Below are 16,233 nucleotides of genomic sequence, written 5' to 3'. Positions count from 1 at the left end.
CGCGGTGAGCCGTGTCAGTGTGCGGTGAGCGCCTCCGGGCTGCCGGCGTACAGCTCCAGGTGCCGGCGGGCGCTGGCGGTCCACGTGTAGCGGTCGGCCAGGCTCAGGCCCGCGGTGCGGAGCCGGGCGCGGATGGCCTCGTCGTCGAGCACGGCCGAGAGCGCGTCGGCCAGCGCTCCCGCGTCGCCGACGGGGGTCAGCAGGGCGTCGCGGCCGGGGACCAGCCACTCCCTGAACACCGGGATGTCGCTGGTGACCACGGGAAGACCGGCCGCCATCGCCTCCAGGGCGGCCAGGCCGAACCCCTCCTTCACGGAAGGGAACGCCAGCACGTCCGCCGCCGCGTACCACGCCGCCATCTCGTCCTCGGGCACGGTGCCGAGTTCGACGACGTCCTTGCCCAGGGTCAGGCCGAGGGCGTCCAGGCTCGCCAGCACCTTCTCCCTGTAGGCGCGGTGGTCCTGGAAGGAGTGGCCGCCGAGCACGGCCAGCACGGGCGGCGGCGTACGTTCGCCGACCAGCCTGGACAGCGCGGCCACCAGCGTGTCGCTGCCCTTGCGCGGCTCGATGCCGCCGACGGACAGCAGCAGCGGCCGGTCGGTCGCGCCGACCCGGGCCCGCAGCCGTGCCACGACCTCCGGGGAGTGCCGGCTGTAGCGGGCCGGATCCACGCCGTTGGGCACCACGTCGGCCAGGACTCCGTAGTCCTCCCGCAGGATGTCCTGCCAGATCTTGGTGACCACCAGGATCTGGTCCGGCTCCAGGATCGCCTGGCGCTGGCAGTCCATCAGGATCTCGCTGTCGAAGTCGTCCACGTGGTGGACGGTGCGGACGACTCTGCTGGGGATCCCGGCGTCGCGCACGCGGGCCGCCGCACGGGCCGCGATGCAGTCCTGGGTGTGCAGGATGGGGTAGGCGGGGGCGAGGTCGGCCAGGGCCGCCTCCAGGGCGTCGATGTTCGCCGCGACCTTCTCCTCCAGCCCGCCGGTGGTGACGGGCGCGGTGACGACGTGCGTCGGGGCGGCGACCGGCCGGAAGAACCCCTTGCCCGGGTCACCGAGGCCGATGATCAGGACGTCCTGGCCGAGCGCGTGCATCGCCTCGCCCAGCGCCAGCGTGTGCGCGACGCCGCCCCTCGGCCGGGTGCTGTAGGTGATCAGGGCGACGGGAGGAAGGCGGAGGTGTTCTGTCACCGGTGGGACTCCGTTAGTTCAGGGCGGCGGCTCGCGATGGCCGCCGCCGTGTACGCGGCGCGCGCCGCGGTCTCGGTCACCAGGCAGCCGATCCCCTCCAGCGTCGCGCGCTGCCTGGCGTAGCCCTGAGGATCGGTGTCGGAGCCGAGGACGTACGCGACGACCTGCGGGCCGCCGTCGGCCATGATCTCGCCGAGCACCGGTGCGAGCTGCCCCGCCGGGTCCTCGTGCGAGCCGTAGCCGAGCACCACGTCGAGCAGCACCACCGCGACCTCGGGATCGCGGGCCTCCTGGCGGAGGATCCGGATGCGGTTGCCGGGGTCGATCATCGGATGCGGCCTGCCGACGGTGTACTCCTCCGCGCCCAGGTCGAGCAGCACGTTCGCGCCGGGCGGGGCGGGGACCGTGTTGCCGGGCAGGAGCGGCTCGTTGGAGTACACCTCGCCCAGCAGCTCGTTGATGATCACCTGGGCCTCGTAGCAGAGCGTTCCGCCGGAGTAGTAGCCGCGGACGGTGCGCCGCTCGTCGCCCAGGGAGCCGAGCCGCTCCTCCACCTGGGCGCGCAGGCCTTCGGAGGCGGCCGGGGGCGTCTTGCCTGCGAGCCGGGCGGCGGTGAGCGCGCCCTCCTCCAGCGTCCGCGCCATCCGCACCCCGGACGGCGGCTCCATCTCCGAGAGGCCGAGGAACGCGGCCACCGCCGGGGTGGACCCGCACTCTTCCAGCACGCTGTGGGCGACCGCCTCGCTCGGCGGCTTGGACACCAGCAGGATCACCTCGGTCTCGGGGTCCTCGTCGAGAGCGCGCACGGCCGCCTTGGCCATCCGGCCGCCGATGGCCTCGGACAGGTCACGGCCGCCGACGCCGATCACGTGCGAGACGCCGACGCCCCAGCGGTCGAGCAGGGCCGACACCTCCTGCGCCCCGGTGCCCGCGGCGGCGACGACGCCGACCGGCCCGCGGCGTACCGCGTTGGCGAACCCGAGGCCGGTGCCGGAGATCACCGCGGTGCCCGCCCCCGGCCCCATGACCAGCAGGCCGAGCTCGTTCCCCCGCTTCTTGAGCTCCGCTTCCTCGTCCAGCGAGACGTTGTCGCTGAACAGCAGGACGTGCAGCCCCTGGGAGAGCGCGTGGTGGGCCTCCAGCGCCGCGTAACCACCGGGCACGGAGACGATCGCCACGGACGCGTCCGGCAGCTGCGCGACGGCTCCGCTGACGGTGCGGGGCGCGGCGGCGGCGGCCTCGCCGGACTCGGCGCGGGCGTCCTCGAACGCGGCGCGCTCGCCGGCGGCGAGCGCGGCCTCCGCCGCGGCCTCGTCACGGGCGCGCACGGCGAGTACGAGGTCGTTCGCCCCGGCCTGGCCGACGGACTCCGCGCCGAAGCCCTCGGCCTCGAGGTTCTCCCGGCCTGAAGGCGTCGCCATGACGGCGCCCGCCCAGGTGACGCCGTCCTGTTCGGCCATGACCGAGGTGGCGACGAGCAGCCGCAGGGAGTCGAGGTAGGTGTCACGGACGACGCGGACGCGGGCGAGGTTGTCGTGGGTGCTCATGCGATGCTCATTGCCTGCTCGGGAACGATGTGCGTGCCGACACGGTTCTGCGGGTCCAGGGCGTCGAGCATGCGCTCCGCCGAGGTGATGACGGTGGTCCCGCCGCTCTCCCGTACGAAGTCGGTGGCCGCCCGGATCTTGGGCCCCATGCTCCCGGCCGGGAACTGGCCCTCGGCGAGATACCGCTCGGCCTGCGCGAGAGACAGCTCGTGGACGGCGCGGGCCCGCGGGGTGCCGTAGTCGACCATGACCGCGTCGACCCCCGTCACCAGGATCATCATCGTGGCCTTGAGTGATCCGGCGAGGCGCGCGGCCGCCGAGTCCTTGTCGATCACGGCGTCCACGCCGTGATAGCGGCCCTGGTCGTCACGGGCCACGGCCACTCCGCCGCCGCCGGCGGCGAGGACCACCTTGCCGGCCGCGAGCAGGGGCGTGACCGCGGACAGCTCCAGCATCTCGGTGGGATGGGGCGAGGGGACCATCCGCCGGAAGCCCCGCCCGGCGTCCTGTCTCATCTCCCAGCCGCGCCGCTCGGCCATGGCCGCGGCCTCCGTCTCGGTGAAGAAGGGGCCGATGGGCTTGGTGGGCGTGCGGAAGGCGGGGTCGTGCGGGTCGACGACCATGTGCGAGATGAGGCCGACGGCCGTGCCGGGCCCCCGGATGGTGTCGATCGCGCGCACGAGGACGCTGCCGAGCTGCCCTTGTGACATCGCGTTCAGCGAGTACAGCGGCTGCGGTGGCACCAGATCGACGCTCCCCTCCTGTTGGATCGCCAGATGGCCGACCTGCGGGCCGTTGCCGTGGACGACGACCACCGACCAACCCGCCTCGCATAGGTTCGAGATCCCCGACGCCATCTGGGCGGCGTTGCTCTCGATCTGCTCGGCTGTACCCGGCTGATCCGCGCGGGTCAGGGCGTTACCGCCGACAGCCACCACAGCTACGTTGCTCACTGCTTGGTCGCCCCTACCTCAATATCCGATACTAGATGTAACGTTTAGTATAGTGAACTGTCCAGGAGGAAATATCAAATGTCCGAGACTGAGGGTGTGCGTGACCCAGGACCCGCACCCGACGCCCGGCAGGCCGCGAGCGAGCTTCTCCGCCTCTGGACCGCGGCCGCGGAGCGGGCCTTCGCCGGAAGCGCCCACCAGCCGGACATCTACCTCAGGACCACGCGCCTGGTCGGCGCGGTCGCGCAGCGGCTCCGCGAGTCGGGGCGGGGCCTCGAACCGCTGGTCGTAGCCTGGGCCGAGCACCGAGAGCTGGTGCGCCGGGTGGTCGAGTCCAGCGAGCTGCTGACGTCCGACGGCCTGGACGTCGAGGCCGTCGCGGGCGCCGCGTTCGCGATGCGTTACCGGGAGGCGCTCGAAGAGGTCACGCTGGACGACCGCCTGGCCGCCCTCGCGCAGGCCGCCCCGGGGGCCGGATGGCTGGTGCTGGAGGAGTCCGGCTACCGTCCCGGAGACCCGTTCGTCCCGTACCGGCGGCTGGAGGTCGACCCCGCCACCGGGCGGGCGCTGCTCGTGACGACGCGACCGGACGAGACGTTCACCGCCTGCGTGCACACCGTCGAGCGGGGGCGCATCGACCTGGAGACCGGCCGGCTCGCGTCAGGCGAGCCCGGCGACGGGGGACACGTCCTTCACGAGGCCGCCTCCGCGGAGGAACGGGAGGTGTGGGTGACCCGGCTCAAGGACTCCTGATGAGACACGCCACAGACCGGGCGATTGTGGGCATACCCGGTCATTCGCTGACGCCTAGTTGCCACTCCCTACATTCTTTCTATAGTAGTCAAAGAGTAGTTTCCTATAGTAAATGCGTCATCCTTCATGGCGGTCTAGCCGAGCACCGTTAAGAGTCGGCCCGGACAAGGAGCCACATCATGACCGAGGCACCCGACACCCACCGGACCCTCGACCAGGAGGAACTCGCCGAGTTGATCGCCCGGTTGCAGAGCCGGGGGTTGCGGACCGAGATCTCCATGGAGGCGCGGAAGGGCGGCGCCGGTCCCGCCGACGCGGGGATGCTGTGGATCGACGGAAGCCCGGCCACGGTTCCCACCACGGCCGACTACGTGCGTGACTCCCCGTACGCCCTGCGGCAGGAGGACGACGGTTTCGGCATCTACGAGGGCTCGGTCCGGTTGGCGGACGCGGCGTTGGCTCCCCGGCCGAAGTACTACGACTTGAAGACGGCCGACGGCGTCCCCTACTGGCAGATCGCGCTCATGCACCTGGACTCCATGGCCAGCACGGTGCTGCAGACCTGCGCCTACTGGGGCAACTCCGACCAGTGCACGTTCTGCGGGATCGGGGTCTCCCTCGCGGCCGGTCGCACGATCGCCAAGAAGACGCCCGAGATGCTCGCGGAGGTGTCGGTGGCGGCCCGCGACCTGGACGGCGCCGTCGACGCCACGCTCACCACCGGCAGCACCGCCACCCCGGACCGCGGCGCCCTCTACGTCGGCAGGTGCGCCCAGGCCGTGAAGGAGGCGTCCGGGCTGCCGGTGCAGGTCCAGTTCGAGCCGCCGTCCGACCTCGACGTGATCAACCGGGTCCGCGACATGGGCGTGGACTCCGTCGGCATCCACGTGGAGACCTTCGACCCCGAGGTGCTCGCGCGGGTCGCGCCGGGCAAGGCGCGCTGGGGCATCGAGGCGTACTTCTCCGCCTGGGAACGCGCGGTCCGGGTCTTCGGCGAAGGACAGGTCTCGACGTACGTGATCCTCGGCATGGGCGAGGACCCCGACCTCACGGTGGACATGTGCCGCCGGGCGGTGGACATGGGCGTCTACCCGTTCATCGTCCCGCTGCGCCCGGTCCCGGGCAGCCTCATGGAGGACGAACGGCCCCCGTCAGCGGACTACGTCGAGGGGATCTACCGGCAGGTCGTCCCGCACATGCTGCGACGCGGGCTCACCGCCACCGGGGTCATGGCGGGATGCGCACGCTGCCAGGCGTGTTCGGGGCAGGCCGCCCTGGAACGTGCCGGTGCTGGTTCGACGAAGGGTGTGGTGCCCGATGGGCGCGTCTCTCTCCCGCTCGTTTTCTGACCAGGCCGCGCCGCATCACGTCTGCCGTACGGTGACGGCGGCGGAGGAACTGGAGGAGCACCTCCGGATCCGGCGGTCGGTCTTCGTGGCGGAGCAGTCGCTGTTCGAGCAGACCGACCAGGACGAGTTCGACCGCGATCCCAGCGTCCACCACGTGCTCGCGTTCGCCGACGGCGTGCCGGCCGGCACGGTCCGGCTGTACCGCTACCCCGCGCCCGACGGCGAGAGGCTGTGGAAGGGGGACCGGCTCGCGGTGCTCCCGGAGTATCGGCACCTGTGGCTGGGGGGCCCGCTGGTCAGGTACGCGGTGGAGACCGCCGCGGCCGCCGGCGGCGCGCGCATGATCGCGTACGTCCAGCTCGGCAACGTGAGCTTCTTCCGGCGGCTCGGCTGGTCGAAGGTGGGCGGCCCGGTCGCCTACGTCGGCGTGCCCCACCAGCAGATGAGCATCGACCTGACGTGATCACTTCGTACGTCAGGAAGGCCGGGCATGTGTCAGCGGCCCAGCCGGGTGACGGACTCCTCGTTCAGGTCGAAGACCACCACCGAGCCGGAGGCGTCGCGCAGGCGCACCTCGCCGGTGTCGTCGAGGGTGCCGAGCCGGCGCGCGGTCAGCCCTCGCGCGGTGAAGGTTTTGGCGCACTCCTCGACCCGGTCGTCAGGCGTCGTGAGCAGGAAGGCGAAGCAGGGGAAGCAGGACAGCCAGTCGGCGACCGGCACGCCCTCGGGCACGGGGAGCTCGTCCATGTCCACCTGGACGCCCAGCCTGCTGGCCTCCAGCAGCATGGCCAGCGAGCCGATCACGCCGGCCATGCTGACGTCCTTGGCGGCCACCGCCGCGCCCGACTCCGCCACCTCGGCCAGCGCCCGGACGTCGCCCGCCAGGCGGTCGCCCCGCTCGTCGAACGACGGGAAGAACAGGAAGTCGTCGCGCATGCGCCCGTCGAGGCAGCAGGCGAGCACCAACGCCTGGCCGGGGGCGGCGTGCGTGGCCGACAGCACCTTCTCCGCGGTGCCGAGACCGAACGCCGACAGGCTCGGCGGGCCGTCGCTCTCGGTGAGGTGCCCGCCCACCACGGGCACCTGGTAGGTCTCGCCGGCCCACTTGAGGCCCTCCAGGATCTTCCTGGTGACCTCGCGCGGGCCGACGATCGTGTCGACGATCGCGAGAGGACGGGCGCCCATGGCGGCGAGGTCGTTCACGTTCGCCAGGACGGCCGCCACCCCGGCGCCGTAGGGGTCCTTCGCGACGAAGGAGGGCAGCATCGCCTCCCCGCCGACGATCAGGTTGCGCCCGCGATCGTGCACGACAGCTCCGTCGTCGCCGGGACCGGACCACCAGTCACCGCCGCCGAACACGTCGGTGACCGCCCCGATGGCGCTCTTGGCCGTCACGCCCGGAAGGCCGCGCAGCCGTTGTGCCAGGTGGTCGAGGTCGTTGATCGGCACGATGAGTTCTCTTCCATGCGGTGGGTGGCGCCGGCAGACAGAGCAGGCGCTGAAGACGTCATTCTAGTGAGGAAGCCTTTCCCGTGACAGGACACCCCGTTCGCTACCGTGAAGCGTCGCGCGGCCAGACATCGCAGGTCGCCGGCTTTCTCACCCTTCCGGAGCGCACGACCAAGCCCCGCCGGCGCGGCATCTCACACGTCCTCGACAACGGCATGTCGGTGGCCGAGGCCGAGCTCCGGCTGTCCTCCGCCGCCGCGAGCATCGATGTGTGGAAGTTCGGCTGGGGCACCGCCTACATCGATCCGGCGCTGGACGCCAAGCTCGACCTGCTGGCCGCGCACCAGGTGCTGGCCTGCACCGGGGGGACCCTGCTTGAGGTGTCGTGGCAGCAGGGCGTGCTCGACCGGTTCATGGACTGGGCCGAGTCGGTGGGGTTCCCGTGCATAGAGGTGTCGTGCGGCTCGGTGGCCATCCCGCGCGACGACAAGAACGCGATGATCAGCGCGGCGGCGTCCCGGTTCGTCGTGCTCTCGGAGATCGGGGTCAAGAACCCCGACACGCCTCCTTCGGCCAGGCAGTGGGGCGCCGACGCGCGGGCCGACCTGGAGGCGGGCGCGCGCTGGGTGGTGACCGAGGGGCGCGAGAGCGGCACCGTCGGGCTGTACGACCCGGCCGGCGAGGTGCGCACGGAGATCGTCGACGCGGTCGTCTCGGCGGTGGGCCTGGAGAACGCCCTGTTCGAGGCGCCCCTTCGCGCGCAGCAGGCCTGGCTCATCCGGCGTTACGGCGCGAACGTGAACCTCGGCAACATCGCTCCGGCCGACGCCCTGGCGGTCGAGACGCTCCGGCTGGGGCTGCGCTCAGACACGATGGGAACTTTCCCACTGGAGGAATCATCATGATCCCGCATCAGTACCGAACCGTGGCGTTCACCGACGTCCCGGTGGGTCTCGACGAGCGTTCCCTGCGGGAGTTCTTCCTGAGCCGCCAGGTGTATCGCAGGACCCGGTTCATAGTGGCCCGCAACGACGACGGACTGGCCCTGGTCGAGGTCACCAAGGCAGGCGAGGAGGAGCTGTTCGTCGACGTCACCGACGTGCGCGTGCTGGCGTCGCCCCAGGAGACGATCCTCGTGGACCGGGCCGACATCGACACCGCCGTGCCCAGCCAGCTGCTGCGCGCGGCGTCCGGGATCGCCGGCGCCCCGCGCTGCGTGGTCGTCCGCGGCCGTTACGGGCACGTCAACTTCATGCTGGACGCCGTCCCGCGACGGGTGCACGTGCTCGACGTCGCCCCGCCCTGGCCGGCCAAGCTGGTCGACCAGGTACGGCGCGTCCTCGACACCGCCGAGGAGCTGCCGGCGACCGAGTGCGTGTCAGAGGTCGTCGACCTGGAGGAGATGGCCGCCCGCGAGCCGGCCGGCCACTACCTGCTGCCGTGCCGAGGGGGCGGCATCACGGTCCCCGGGGCGGAGGTCTCCTATCTCGACGAGGTGCCGCCCGAGGCGGACTGGCTGCTGCTGGGCTGCGCCCGCTCGCGCGCCATCCACGACCACTTCTATCCGGACCGGGCGGCGGGCGTGACGCAGGTCGACATCTGCCCGGCCGCGCTGGCGGCCGTCAGGCCGCTCCCTCCCGGCGAGGCCCGGCTCACCAAGTGCTGCCTGCTGGAGGAGCACATCGAGACCCGCGGCGACACGGTGGTGGTGCCCTGGGGAGCGTCGTTCACCCTGGTCTCGGCAGGGCTGGCCGCCGCCTCCGACCTGGCCGAGGAGCTTCGTACCACCGAGGAAGGGCGGGAGAACGCGACGTGAGCGCGCGCATCTCGGACTCGACGGTCTACTCGCACCTGTGGGGCACCGACGAGCTGCGACAGATCTTCGACGAGCGGGGCCGCCTGCAGGGGTGGCTCGACGTGCTGGCCGCGCTGGCCAGGGCGCAGGCGGCGGAAGGGCTCATACCCGCAGGGGCCGCCGAGACCATCACCGCCGAGCTGCGCGTCGACCGGCTCGACCTGGACCGGGTCGCGCGCGGCACCCGCGAGACCGGCCACTCGACCCTGGGCCTGATCCACGAGCTGCGCCGGGTCCTGCCCGAGCCGGCCCGCGAGCACGTCTACGTCGGCGCGACCGTCCAGGACGTCACCGACACCTGGACCTCGCTGGCGACGCGCGCGGTCGGCGGCATCGTCTGGCGCGACCTGCGCCGGATCGAGGACCGCCTGCTCGACCTGGCCGTGGCGCACCGCGACACCCCGATCGCGGGCCGGACGCACGGCCAGCCGGGGGCGCCGGCCACCTTCGGCTGGAAGGCGGCGTCCTGGGCGGACGAGATCCGGCGGCACCTCGACAGGCTGCGCGAGGGCGCCCCCCGGTGGCTCGTCGGGCAGCTCGGCGGCGGCATCGGGACCCTGGTCGCGTACGGCGACCGCGGACTCGCCGTACGGGCCCGCTTCTGCGCCGACCTCGGGCTGGCCGACCCCGTCATCTCCTGGCTGAGCGCCCGCGACCGGATCGCCGAGTTCGGCGGCCTGCTCGCCCTGGTCACCGGCACGCTGGCGCGGATCGGCGAGGAGGTGTACGAGCTGCAGCGCCCCGAGATCGGCGAGCTGGGCGAGCCGCGTCCCGAAGGGGTGGTCGGCAGCATCACGATGCACCACAAGCGCAACCCCGAGGGCAGCGAGCACCTGAACACGCTGGCCCGGCTGGTCAGGGCCAACGCCGGGGTGCTGCTGGAGTCGGTCGTCAGCCAGCACGAACGTGACGGGCGGGCCTGGAAGGCCGAATGGGTGGCGCTGCCCGAGGTGTGCCTGCTGTCGGGCACGGCGCTGAGGCTCGGGGTCCAGCTCGTCGAGGGACTCGAGGTGCGCTCGGACCGGATGGCGGCCAACCTGCGCACCCACCTGGGCGGCACCCAGAACCCGTCCGACGCCGGCGCGGCCGCCGCCATGGTCGACCTCGTGGTCGCCCGCGCCCGCCGCGCCAGGTCGGAGGAGTCGCCCTCATGGCCGTGACACCGGATCACCGGGAGAACCAGGGGGTGGCGCCGCCCCGGGCCGAGCTGGCCGTGCTGCCCACTCCCCTGGTGGAGGCGCCACGGCTGGCCGAGGCGCTGGGCGTGCGCGGGCGGATGCTGCTCAAGCGCGACGACCTCACCGGCTTCGCGGTGGCCGGGAACAAGGCGCGTCAGCTGGAGATGCTGATCGCGGCCGCCCGTGAGTCCGGTGCGCGTGTGCTGGTGACCGGCGGGACGCCCGGTTCGAACTTCTGCCAGGCCGCCGCGGCGGCCGCCGCCTGGGCGGGCCTGCGCTGCGTACTGATCTACGCCGGATCGCCTCCCCAGACCTCGCACCCCAACCTGCTCGCGGCCCGCCACTGGGGCGCGGAGATCCGATGGACCCACGACCCGGACCGCGCCTTCGTCGACGTCGCGATCGAGAGGGCGGCCGGCGAACTCGGCCAGACCGCCTTCGCCGTACCACGCGGCGGCGCGACTCCACTCGGCGCGACCGGCTTCCACCTGGCAGCCCTCGAACTCGCCACCCAACTCGTACCCCAAGCCGCGCCCCAGCCCGGGGACCAAACCGCGGCCCAGCACGGGCCTCACTCTGAGGGCCGGTCCGGGGCACAAGCCGGGGCTCACGTTGAGGGCCGGCTTGTGGGGCCCGTTGTGGTTGTCGTGGCGGCGGGGTCTGGAGGGACGCAGGCCGGGCTGGTGTCCGGGGCCGTGGCGTCGGGGCGCAGGATGCTGATTCGTGGCGCCTCGGTCAGTCGGCCGCCGGATGAGACCGCCCGGCGGATACTCGAGCTGGGCGAAGGATGCGCCCGGCTGATGGGGACCGAGATCCCGGACGCGTCCGATGTCGTCGTCGAGGACGCCCGCGGCCCCGGGCACGCCCGCCCCTCGGAGGAGGGCGAGCGCGCCGCGCGGCTGGCGCTGCGCGCCTCAGGGGTCGTCCTCGACCCGGTCTACACCGCGAAGGCGCTGGGCGCCCTCCCCCGCATCCTCGGCGAACGACGCCACGACCCCGACCTGACCACAGTTCTCTGGCACACCGGCGGCCTGCTCGACGCCGTCGCCGGATGGGAGGCACGATGATCGACGACGGACTGCCGTCCGCACCCTCGGCGCACCACCGGGGCGGGCTCGACCGCCTGGGCCCACCGGTGGAAGGCCCGGCCCAGGAGCTGATCGACAGCGGGTTCGCGCTGGAGAACGCCGACTCGCCGCTGCTGCACGCGGGCCTCAACCTCGCCGACCTCGCGCACCTCGTCGATCTGCACGAACGCGGGGTGGTCCCCTACAGCGCCGCCGAGCAGCTCATGCGGGTGCTGCTCCGGGCCGTGCGCACCCCGGCCGAGGACTTCCCCTACGACCCGGCGTTCGGCGAGCCGTACAACTCGCGGGAGCGGTACTTCACCGCCCAGATCGGTGACGACGCCGGGTGGCTGCACGCCGGCCGGCCGCGGCGCGAGGCGGTGCGCATCGCCCTGCGGCTGCACGTGCGGAGCGTCCTGGAGGACCTGATCGAGGCGGCGGCGGAGCTGGCGCAGGCCATCGCGAAGGTCGCGGCGGGCAACAGCACGACGTGGCTGCCCGACCAGACCTACCTGCAGCACGCGCAGCCCTCCACGTTCGGCCACTACCTGGTCAGCTTCGCCTACCCGGTCCTGCGTGACGCCGAGCGGCTCATGGACGCCCTGGCCTGGGTCAACACCAGCCCGGGCGGGGCGGGCTGCGTCAACGGGAGCCGGCTGCTGGCCGACCGGGGCAGGGTCGCCGAACTGCTCGGCTTCGAGGGGTTCATCCAGCACACGCGCGACGCCATGTGGCAGATCGACGGGCTCATCGCGGCGCTGTCGCACGCGTCCAGCCTGCTGACCACGCAGAGCAAGCTGGCCGAGGACCTGGAGATCTGGGCCAGCAACGAATTCGACTACATCACCATCGCCGACGGGTTCAGCCGTTCCAGCGTGCTCATGCCGCAGAAGCGCAACCCGTACGCCCTCTCGATCATCCGCGGCGCCTCCGGCACCCTGATCGGCCGGCTCACCGGGTTCCTCGCCGTCAGCAAGAGCCCGTCGGCCCGCAGCGACAACCTGATCTACGCGTACGGCGAGATCCCCCGCGCGCTGGACCTGGCGCTGCGTACGACGAGGCTGACCAGCGGGGTCATCCGCAGCATGACGGTGAACGCCGACCGGATGTGGGAGGCCCTGGAGTCGGGCTTCAGCCAGGCGACCGACCTGGCGGAGTTCGTCATGCAGACCTGCCGGGTGGACTACCGGACCGCCTACCAGGTGGTCGGGATCGCCGTGCGGGAGGCGAGCAGGGAAGGGCTGCGCGGCATCGACCTCGACGCGGCCCGGCTGGAGTCCGCCGCCCAGCAGTACGCCGGGATCTCCCTCGGGCTGGAGGGCCGGGACCTCACCGAGATCCTCGACCCCCGGCACATCGTGGAGACGCGGACGCTGGCCGGCGGAGCGGCCCCGCCCGTGGTCGAGGCGATGGCCGCCGACTGCCTCGCGGAGGCGACCGCGTTGCTGGGCCGCGCGCGGACCGCGCGCGCCTCGTTCGAGCACTCCGAGGCCGCGCTGGTCGCGCTCGCGGAGAACTTCATCAAGGGGGACCCCGCCGAGGGGAACGACATCAAGGGAGAAACCGATGAACGCCACTGATACCGCCACCCCGGTGCGCCTTCCCGGGGAGGTGAACGTCGTCAACATCGGCCTGCCGCTGTTCGCCGAGGCGATCGCCGAGCAGAAGCGCCCGGTGGTCCAGGTCGACTGGCGGATTCCCGGTGGCGGTGACGCCGAGGTGGTCGCGGCTCTTCGCCGCCTCTACGGCCGGCACGCGGCGACGATCGACGCCGCCAACAAGGAGGTCTTCCGGCGGCTGGACCGGGGCGCGCCGCAGCTGGTCGGCGTGCGGACCGCCGGCGAGGTGATCCCGATCCTGGCCGAGGGCCGGGTGCTCCTGCACTGCGGGCCGCGCATCGCGATCGAGGACACGGTCGACCCGTTGCGCCGCTCGATGCGCGCCGCGGTCTGCGCCGAGGGGTGGGCGCGCGACCCCGAGGAGGCCGACGCCCTGCTCCTTGACTGTTCCGTACGGCTGGAGCCGGCCAACGCGCACGGCGTGGTCGTGCCGATGGCGACGGCGATGGGGCCGGGCACGCCCGTGTGGGCCGTCGAGCTCGCCGACGCCGGCGTCACCACCTACGCGCCGATCGGCCAGGGGCCCGGCGACGTGGCGTGGTTCGGCCGCGACACCCCCGGCGCGATCGACCGTCTGGTGCTGCTGCGCGAGGTGGTCGGCCCGGTGCTGGCCGCCGCCCTGGCCGAGGCCGGGCCGGTCGACGTGATGTCGCTGGCGGCGCAGGCGGTCGCCATGGGCGACGACGTGCACGTCCGCACGCAGGCCGCGACCAACCTGCTGCTGCGCAACCTGCTGCCCGCGCTGGTGTCGGGCGACCACCCCCGCCGGACGGAGGCGGCGACGTTCCTCTCGGGCAACCACCTGCTGTTCCTCACGCTGGCCATGGCCGCCGCCCGGGCGCTGACCGCCTGGGCCGCCGAGGTCGAGAACAGCTCGGTCGTGACCGGCATGGCACGCAACGGGACCGACTTCGCCGCCTGGCTGGCCGGGCCGTCCTCCGACTGGCACCTCGCGCCCGCGCCGATGGTGGAGCGCGCGCTCTACCACCCGGGGCGGAGTGAGGCGGACGCCGCCCCGGACATCGGGGACAGCTCGGTGCTGGAGCTCGTGGGCCTCGGCGGCGCGGCCGCGGCCGGTTCGCCGGCGGTGGCCCAGATCGTCGGGGGGACCATGGCCGCCGCCGCCGAGCTGACCACGCAGCTCGACCAGGTGTGCGTGGGCAACTCCAGCCGCTTCATGATCCCGGTGTGGGGGATGAAGGGCTCACCGGTGGGCGTCGACGTGCGCAAGGTCGTCGAGCTCGGCATCACCCCGCAGGTGACGACGGGGATCCTGCACAACGCCGACGGCAGCGGCCAGGTCGGCGCCGGTGTGGCCACGGCGCCGGTCCAGGCGTTCGTCGACACGATGATGGCGCTGGACGCGAAGCTGGGGAGCTGACCCGGAGGCGAGGCGTGCTCCGCGCGGGGGCGCGCCTCGCCTCAGGCGCAGATGTCGGCCTGCCGTACGTCGATCTTGGGGACGTGGGCGAGCGTGTTGGAGACGTAGCAGACCCGGGAGGCCGGGGCGAGCAGCGGTTCCAGCTCCTCGATCGGCAGGCTGGTGTTCACGGTCAGCCTGATCTCCTTGAAGCGCGGGCCGTCGTACTCGCCGACCGCCGACACCTGGAGGTCGGGCAGTTCGATGCCGCGTTTGCGCGCCGACCACGCCAGCGCCAGCGCGTAACAGGACGCGAGCGACCCGAGGAAGTAGTCGGTCGGCATCGGGCCGGTGTCGGTGCCGCCGGCCTCCGGGGGCTCGTCCACCGGGAACGAGAACGCCCCGGCCGTGACGGTCGCCCGCCAGTCGCCCTCCCACTTCGCGATGACTTCTTGCGATTCTCCGGATCTTGCCAAATCTGCTCCCTTGGTGCAGCGCATAGATGAGAGACCGCGGGCCCCGGGGCGGCGCCCCGGGACCCGCGGCCCTCTGTGAGTCAGCTGTACAGGCGGTCGAAGTTCTCGTTGAAGACGAGGTCCGCCAGCTCACCGTCGCCGACGGCTTCGATCATGCGGTGGTACTCACCCGCGAAGTCGCCCCACGGCAGGTCGGAGGCGAACAGCACGCGGTCGCCGCCGATCCCGCGCCGCTCGATCTCCTGCGCGAGCCAGTACGGAGCGAACCCGACGGACCAGGTGAGGTCGGTGTAGACCTTCTTGCCGGCCTCGATCCAGTCGAAGAACCTCGTGCCGATGAGCTTGATGTGGCCGCTCACCCCGCCACCGAAGTGGACCAGGTGGACCGGCGTCTCGTCGGCGTACCGGTCCACCAGCTGGCCGACCTTGTCGATGTCCGACTGCGCACCCGGCGAGGTGTGCACGTGGACGACGAGGTTGTTGGCCTTGGCGGCGGCGAAGATCTTGTCCAGCTGGACCTGGCATTCGGCGTCCTCGACGGACCCGCCGAGCAGGAAGCTGATCTTGAGAGCCTTCACCCCGGTCTCGCCGACGAGCGTCAGCGCCTTCTCGGTGAGCTCGGCGTCCTGCGGTCGCGGAGACGCCCACACCGCGGCGCGGAGCCGGTCGTCCCTCGCCGCCGCCTCGACGACGAGCTCGTTGAGCTCGAACGAGTGCTTGGGATCGGGGACCCCGTAGTTCGGGATCACCAGCGCCCGCTCGGTGCCCTCCGCGTCCAGGTCGGCGAGCAGTTCGTCGACGGTGGCGCGGGCCTTCACGTCCGGGTTGACGGGCGGTCCGCCGTAGAACGGGAAGGCGGGCAGAACTCCGATGTGCCGGTGGGCGTCAGAGTGCCGCGATGGTGCTTTCGTCATCACATGGTCCAAGTGTTGAGCTGGAAGTGGCCCTCCCGCCATGCCGTCAGGGCGGAGTCCAGGACGTCGAGCGGGTTGAACGCCTTGATCCCCGGGATCAGGTCGTCCTCCCGCATGCCGTACAGAGCGCCCATGGCGAAGCGGCAGGCGTAGATCGTGGCGCCCTCGTCCAGGAGAGTCTGGAGCTGCCTGTTGACCGCCAGGTTCCCCGGGAACCCCTCCTTGCCGACCGCGGGGTAGCCGCGACCGGCGGCGCCGAGCAGCACGGCGGGGCCGTAGAGGACGACGGTCAGCTTGAACCCCTTGCGCTGCAGGCGCGTGGACGTCATCAGGTTGACGAGGGAGACGGACCCTTCGAAGGGGACCGAGTGGATGAAGACCGTGGCCTTCTGACCCTCTTCGGCCCGGATGTCTTCGAAGACCTTCTCGCTTGTGTCCCAGAGAACGTCGCCTTCGGCGGGAGTCGCGACGGTTACCGTCTTGGTGGACATGTCACTCCTTCGTGAATTACTCGCTCTAT

Annotated in this window: 16 protein-coding genes; 9 read left to right on the top strand and 7 right to left on the bottom strand. The window is 72.1% G+C overall.

Annotated features, from left to right (window positions below):
* Nucleotides 1-14: 14 nt before the first annotated feature.
* The 3 genes from KME79_RS18730 to KME79_RS18720 are packed head-to-tail and all read right to left on the bottom strand — an operon-like array spanning nt 15 to nt 3,675.
* On the bottom strand, nt 15-1,193 hold the full coding sequence (locus tag KME79_RS18730) for an MSMEG_0565 family glycosyltransferase (protein WP_219545516.1): 1,179 nt from the start codon (nt 1,191-1,193) through the stop codon (nt 15-17).
* Entirely contained in the window at nt 1,190-2,740 is a 1,551-nt protein-coding gene (locus KME79_RS18725) for an AllF/FdrA family protein (RefSeq protein ID WP_219545515.1), read from the bottom strand. The genes KME79_RS18730 and KME79_RS18725 overlap by 4 nt, the downstream gene beginning before the upstream one ends.
* The gene (locus KME79_RS18720) at nt 2,737-3,675 is read right to left on the bottom strand and encodes an amino acid kinase family protein (RefSeq protein WP_219545514.1); all 939 of its coding nucleotides are present in this window, start codon (nt 3,673-3,675) and stop codon (nt 2,737-2,739) included. The genes KME79_RS18725 and KME79_RS18720 overlap by 4 nt, the downstream gene beginning before the upstream one ends.
* Before the next feature lie 114 nt (nt 3,676-3,789).
* Here KME79_RS18720 and KME79_RS18715 point away from each other — a divergent pair, with 114 nt between their 5' ends.
* The 3 genes from KME79_RS18715 (at nt 3,790) to KME79_RS18705 (ending at nt 6,258) form a co-directional block, all read left to right on the top strand.
* The gene (locus KME79_RS18715; RefSeq protein ID WP_219545513.1) at nt 3,790-4,446 is read left to right on the top strand and encodes a hypothetical protein; all 657 of its coding nucleotides are present in this window, start codon (nt 3,790-3,792) and stop codon (nt 4,444-4,446) included.
* Nucleotides 4,447-4,625: 179 nt separating this feature from the next.
* Nucleotides 4,626-5,795, top strand: a complete 1,170-nt coding sequence (locus KME79_RS18710) for an MSMEG_0568 family radical SAM protein (RefSeq protein WP_219545512.1) — start codon at nt 4,626-4,628, stop codon at nt 5,793-5,795.
* Nucleotides 5,764-6,258 carry an MSMEG_0567/Sll0786 family nitrogen starvation N-acetyltransferase gene (locus KME79_RS18705; RefSeq protein ID WP_148034942.1) on the top strand — a complete coding sequence of 165 codons (495 nt, stop codon included), beginning with the start codon at nt 5,764-5,766 and terminating at the stop codon, nt 6,256-6,258. The genes KME79_RS18710 and KME79_RS18705 overlap by 32 nt, the downstream gene beginning before the upstream one ends.
* A 32-nt stretch (nt 6,259-6,290) precedes the next feature.
* Here the strand turns inward: KME79_RS18705 and KME79_RS18700 are convergent, their stop codons facing one another.
* Nucleotides 6,291-7,244 carry an AIR synthase related protein gene (locus tag KME79_RS18700; protein WP_219545511.1) on the bottom strand — a complete coding sequence of 318 codons (954 nt, stop codon included), beginning with the start codon at nt 7,242-7,244 and terminating at the stop codon, nt 6,291-6,293.
* Nucleotides 7,245-7,327: 83 nt separating this feature from the next.
* Between KME79_RS18700 and KME79_RS18695 the strand changes: the two genes are divergently transcribed.
* The 6 genes from KME79_RS18695 to KME79_RS18670 are packed head-to-tail and all read left to right on the top strand — an operon-like array spanning nt 7,328 to nt 14,344.
* On the top strand, nt 7,328-8,149 hold the full coding sequence (locus KME79_RS18695; RefSeq protein WP_219545510.1) for a phosphosulfolactate synthase: 822 nt from the start codon (nt 7,328-7,330) through the stop codon (nt 8,147-8,149).
* Nucleotides 8,146-9,060, top strand: a complete 915-nt coding sequence (locus KME79_RS18690; RefSeq protein ID WP_219545509.1) for an XcbA family protein — start codon at nt 8,146-8,148, stop codon at nt 9,058-9,060. The genes KME79_RS18695 and KME79_RS18690 overlap by 4 nt, the downstream gene beginning before the upstream one ends.
* Nucleotides 9,057-10,259 (top strand): class-II fumarase/aspartase family protein, encoded by a 1,203-nt coding sequence (locus tag KME79_RS18685; protein ID WP_219545508.1) that lies wholly within the window; start codon nt 9,057-9,059, stop codon nt 10,257-10,259. Before KME79_RS18690 ends, KME79_RS18685 begins: the two co-directional genes overlap by 4 nt.
* Nucleotides 10,250-11,344 (top strand): 1-aminocyclopropane-1-carboxylate deaminase/D-cysteine desulfhydrase, encoded by a 1,095-nt coding sequence (locus KME79_RS18680; protein WP_219545507.1) that lies wholly within the window; start codon nt 10,250-10,252, stop codon nt 11,342-11,344. Before KME79_RS18685 ends, KME79_RS18680 begins: the two co-directional genes overlap by 10 nt.
* Nucleotides 11,341-12,924 carry an argininosuccinate lyase gene (locus KME79_RS18675; protein WP_219545506.1) on the top strand — a complete coding sequence of 528 codons (1,584 nt, stop codon included), beginning with the start codon at nt 11,341-11,343 and terminating at the stop codon, nt 12,922-12,924. Before KME79_RS18680 ends, KME79_RS18675 begins: the two co-directional genes overlap by 4 nt.
* Nucleotides 12,911-14,344 carry an oxamate carbamoyltransferase subunit AllG family protein gene (locus KME79_RS18670; protein WP_219545505.1) on the top strand — a complete coding sequence of 478 codons (1,434 nt, stop codon included), beginning with the start codon at nt 12,911-12,913 and terminating at the stop codon, nt 14,342-14,344. Before KME79_RS18675 ends, KME79_RS18670 begins: the two co-directional genes overlap by 14 nt.
* A 41-nt stretch (nt 14,345-14,385) precedes the next feature.
* Here the strand turns inward: KME79_RS18670 and KME79_RS18665 are convergent, their stop codons facing one another.
* From KME79_RS18665 to KME79_RS18655, 3 genes are all read right to left on the bottom strand, one after another.
* Nucleotides 14,386-14,799: an OsmC family protein gene (locus tag KME79_RS18665; protein WP_187281463.1), complete on the bottom strand. Its 414-nt coding sequence runs from the start codon at nt 14,797-14,799 to the stop codon at nt 14,386-14,388.
* A gap of 80 nt (nt 14,800-14,879) precedes the next feature.
* Nucleotides 14,880-15,713: an amidohydrolase family protein gene (locus KME79_RS18660; RefSeq protein ID WP_148034931.1), complete on the bottom strand. Its 834-nt coding sequence runs from the start codon at nt 15,711-15,713 to the stop codon at nt 14,880-14,882.
* Entirely contained in the window at nt 15,713-16,204 is a 492-nt protein-coding gene (locus KME79_RS18655; RefSeq protein WP_148034932.1) for an MSMEG_0572/Sll0783 family nitrogen starvation response protein, read from the bottom strand. The genes KME79_RS18660 and KME79_RS18655 overlap by 1 nt, the downstream gene beginning before the upstream one ends.
* Between the last annotated feature and the right edge of the window lie 29 nt (nt 16,205-16,233).

This window comes from Nonomuraea harbinensis (genome assembly GCF_019396385.1).
GTDB lineage: Bacteria > Actinomycetota > Actinomycetes > Streptosporangiales > Streptosporangiaceae > Nonomuraea > Nonomuraea ferruginea.
Note: the sequence above shows the minus strand (reverse complement) of the source record. Positions and strands in the feature narration are given on the sequence as shown.